The 3,498-nt window shown below is 34.6% G+C and carries 6 protein-coding genes; 4 read left to right on the top strand and 2 right to left on the bottom strand.

Going from position 1 to position 3,498, the window contains the following annotated elements:
* Window positions 1-573: 573 nt before the first annotated feature.
* The 3 genes from E7480_08600 to E7480_08590 are packed head-to-tail and all read left to right on the top strand — an operon-like array spanning window position 574 to window position 1,286.
* Window positions 574-852 (top strand): hypothetical protein, encoded by a 279-nt coding sequence (locus tag E7480_08600; protein ID MBE6904646.1) that lies wholly within the window; start codon window positions 574-576, stop codon window positions 850-852.
* Between the two features lie 25 nt (window positions 853-877).
* Entirely contained in the window at window positions 878-1,063 is a 186-nt protein-coding gene (locus E7480_08595; GenBank protein MBE6904645.1) for a hypothetical protein, read from the top strand.
* A gap of 13 nt (window positions 1,064-1,076) precedes the next feature.
* Window positions 1,077-1,286 (top strand): helix-turn-helix transcriptional regulator, encoded by a 210-nt coding sequence (locus E7480_08590; GenBank protein ID MBE6904644.1) that lies wholly within the window; start codon window positions 1,077-1,079, stop codon window positions 1,284-1,286.
* Between the two features lie 63 nt (window positions 1,287-1,349).
* On the opposite strand, the gene E7480_08585 is transcribed toward E7480_08590, so the two are convergent.
* The gene (locus E7480_08585; protein ID MBE6904643.1) at window positions 1,350-1,667 is read right to left on the bottom strand and encodes a hypothetical protein; all 318 of its coding nucleotides are present in this window, start codon (window positions 1,665-1,667) and stop codon (window positions 1,350-1,352) included.
* Between the two features lie 67 nt (window positions 1,668-1,734).
* Between E7480_08585 and E7480_08580 the strand changes: the two genes are divergently transcribed.
* Complete coding sequence (locus tag E7480_08580) at window positions 1,735-2,793, top strand: IS30 family transposase (protein ID MBE6904642.1); 1,059 nt, start codon at window positions 1,735-1,737, stop codon at window positions 2,791-2,793.
* 488 nt (window positions 2,794-3,281) lie between these two features.
* Here the strand turns inward: E7480_08580 and spoIIID are convergent, their stop codons facing one another.
* Window positions 3,282-3,497 carry a sporulation transcriptional regulator SpoIIID gene (gene spoIIID / locus E7480_08575; protein MBE6904641.1) on the bottom strand — a complete coding sequence of 72 codons (216 nt, stop codon included), beginning with the start codon at window positions 3,495-3,497 and terminating at the stop codon, window positions 3,282-3,284.
* Window position 3,498: the final 1 nt, after the last annotated feature.

The raw sequence follows: 3,498 nt of genomic DNA, 5'->3' as shown, positions 1-3,498 counted from the left end.
CGGAAACAGATACATATTTGCTCCGTTTTATTGGCATCTTTTCAATAGTTTCTCTACCAAGGAGTTAAAGAAAAAGGTATTCAAGTATAATACCGAGGAAGTCAAAGAACCTTAACAAAAAAACGCCGCACAAAACGAAGTGTGCGGTGTTTTTTCATTCTTTATTTTTTCTTTCTTCTTTAATTTTTTTATATTCTTCTCTTACTATTATGTATTTTCTTATATCGTAAATTATTGTTATAATTAACTTTATTACTGTTATTACAATGACAATAATAAGCATTGCTATTATTATTTTTAAAATATCCATTTATTCTCACCTCGTTTATAATATTACTATACTAAAAGAAAATTGTCAAATATTGGAGTTGTTGTGTTATGAGATGTAGAAAAAAGCTTACTTATTAAGAATGTTTGATTATTGAAAAGTTGTATACAAGGGGGGTTTCGGTAAAATAAACAAAAACAAATATAAAGATTTGTGCGTTTTGCCTATTGATTTTCTACACCTATGGGTGTATAATAAATAATGTCAAGAGGGTGAAAACCTCCAAAAAGAAGGAGCTAAGAAGTATGAAAAGATTGGTTATGAAAGATTGGTTGTTTCAAAAAGTTGCAAGCGAGCACAACGCGCCGCATATATGGAGCGGAAGTGTGGACGCGATATTTCAAGAAACCGAAAAGGCGTACAGGGTAGTGATTGGTTCGGTTGGATACACGGTTATCACTTGGATTCCCAAAAGTGGTTGTGAATGGAAAGATGCGGAAAACGAATTTCAGGCAACTAAAGTCTGCGAAACATACACAGAAGCGATAGAACATAGGGATTTTTTAAGAAGTTGTTTTTGCTAAACATTAGAAGAAAGGAAAAAGCAGTATGAAAAAGGAAAATATTGAAATCGGTGGTTGTTATTTTCTTAACGGAAATATTCGAATGATAACCAACATCAGTAATGGAAATATATATGCGAGCGATGTTGAATTTGACGAAAACGGAATACCTTACGCAACGGGTTGTGAAAACCTGTTGACCGACTATGAGGTTAAACACTTACAAGATTAAAGGAGTTTAGGAAATGAGTAATCTCAAGCGGATTCGTGTCAGCGCCGGATTAAGTCAAACTGATTTAGCAACTCGCTCTGGAGTTAGCGTTCGTATGATACAACACTATGAGCAGGGCGCGAAAGATATAAACAGAGCTCAAGCGATAACGCTATATCAGCTTGCCCGAGTGTTAAACTGTCAAACTGAAAATTTAATTGAAATAGAAGAGGTCGAGGAATAGCCCTCGGCTTCTTCTTCTGTTAACGTACATATATTTCTATACTTAGATAGATATTTTTTGTAGTTATTCTCTAAATAGAAAACTATTTACTTTTTCTTTTAGTGTTTTTTCTTCTTTTGTTGTTTCCTCTTTTTTAAGTTCTTCGAAATTCTCTATTATTTCGGTTTCTTTTTCTTCTTGGATTAGTTCGTGATATTCTCTTTTTATTTTCTTTGCTCTTTCCTCGTCTTTGATTTTATAATAGTGATATCTAACTATTACCCATACTCTTATAATGAAAATAATATGTAATACTAATGATATTACGCTAATTATGATTCCTATTATTAAATTTGATATTACAAGTGTTGTTGCTGTCGATGCTATTTCAGCTAATTCCATTTATCTCACCTCGTTTATAATATTACTATACTAAAAGAAAATTGTCAAATATTGGAGTTGTTGTGTTATGAGATGTAGAAAAAAGCTTACTTATGAAGAACGTATAATAATAGAAAAATTGTATAGTAAAGGTGTTCCTGTTAAAGCAATTGCAGATACGATAGAAGTTAGTTTCCAAACTGTATATAGAGAGTTAAAAAGAGGTATGTATGAAAAGCTTACTTCAGAATTTGAAACGGTGTCAGTGTATTCAGCAGATATAGCAGAAAAAGACCATAAGTGGAGAAGTTCCGCTAAAGGTTCTCAGCTTAAGCTTCAGAATGATTATGCCTTTGTCACCTGCATTGAAGAATTGATAGTTCACAAAAAATACTCACCTGCTGCGGCACTTGCTTATATTCGCAACAACAATTTGAATTTTAAAACTAAAATATCTCTTAGCACGTTATACAACTACATAAACCAAGGACTATTTATAAATTTAACCAAAGAAAACCTAAGACTAAAAGGAAAAAGAAAAAGACAATACAACCATATAAAACCACTAAAGAAAAACAGATATGGAAAATCAATAGAACAAAGACCAAAAGAAATATACTCTCGCTCTGACTTCGGCCACTGGGAAATGGATTCCGTAATAGGTACAAATAAAAAAGGACAAGCTCTTCTCGTTCTCACAGAGAGGAAAACAAGATATGAGCTTATCCTAAAGTATGATAGAACAGCTGCAGGAGTTGTAAAGAATTTAGATAGACTTGAAAAAATGTATGGTCCCGTACAGTTCCGTCAGATGTTTAAGAGTATAACAGTAGATAACGGTACCGAGTTTGCTTATACCAATGAGCTCGAAAAATCTTGCAAATCTCGTAAGCTTCGCACTCAGATATACTATTGTCACCCGTTCTGTAGTTCTGAGAGAGGAAGTAATGAAAACTGTAACCGTTTGATTCGCTATTGGTATCCTAAAGGTAGTAGTTTTGATAAGGTTTCGGATAAAGATATATATCACCTTCAAAGCTGGATAAACGAATACCCAAGGAAGATACATAACTATAAGACTTCGTCTGAGCTCTTTGAAGCAGAATTGTCCTCACTTTTTTCTAATCGGGAAAGCCGTGCCCGATGAGGGATGAGCTTTCGCAAGATATACGAAGTATATCGTGACGGAAGTCAAGGCGTAATAAAAATTTTTAAATTATTCGCTTTTCCTCTTGACATTTGCAACCTAAAACGTATTTTTTCTCCAAAGGCTATTGTTGATTTTTACGGGAATTTATGATATTTATTTAGTATAAAAGCTCGGGAGATTGTTATGAAAAGATTTTCTTTATTATTTAAGAGTATTATTTTGGTGATATCTTGTATTTTGCTGTTCGCCGGATGCGGTACTCTATCTTTTGAAAAGTCGAGGAAGGCTATGCTTACTACGAGGCATTGATTAAGTTCCCCGTTCCACCGGGTACTTAGGGTGCTTTCTGAATGATGGTGGGTGACGTTCCGAGCGAGAAAAACGGTGCTGTCCATCAAGGCTCTACCTGCTGAAATGGTCGTGGATTACGTCAGAGTTTACAAAGAAAAGCCCTAATATAAAAAGGATGCGAAAATTCGCATCCTTTATTTTTTATATTTTCTTTTGGTGGCGAGTCCGCCGCGGATGTGGCGTTCTGATTTATTCAAATCAAGCACCTCTTTTACAGCTATGTACAGGGTGGGATTTATCTTTTTGAGTCTTTCCGCCACGTCTTTATGCACCGTCGATTTACTTATACAGAATTTCTTGGCGGCGGCTCTTACGGTTGCCTTATTTTCGATTATGTATTCGGCGAGCATC

Source organism: Oscillospiraceae bacterium (assembly GCA_015067255.1).
Taxonomy (GTDB): Bacteria; Bacillota; Clostridia; order Oscillospirales; family SIG519; genus SIG519.
Note: the sequence above shows the minus strand (reverse complement) of the source record. Positions and strands in the feature narration are given on the sequence as shown.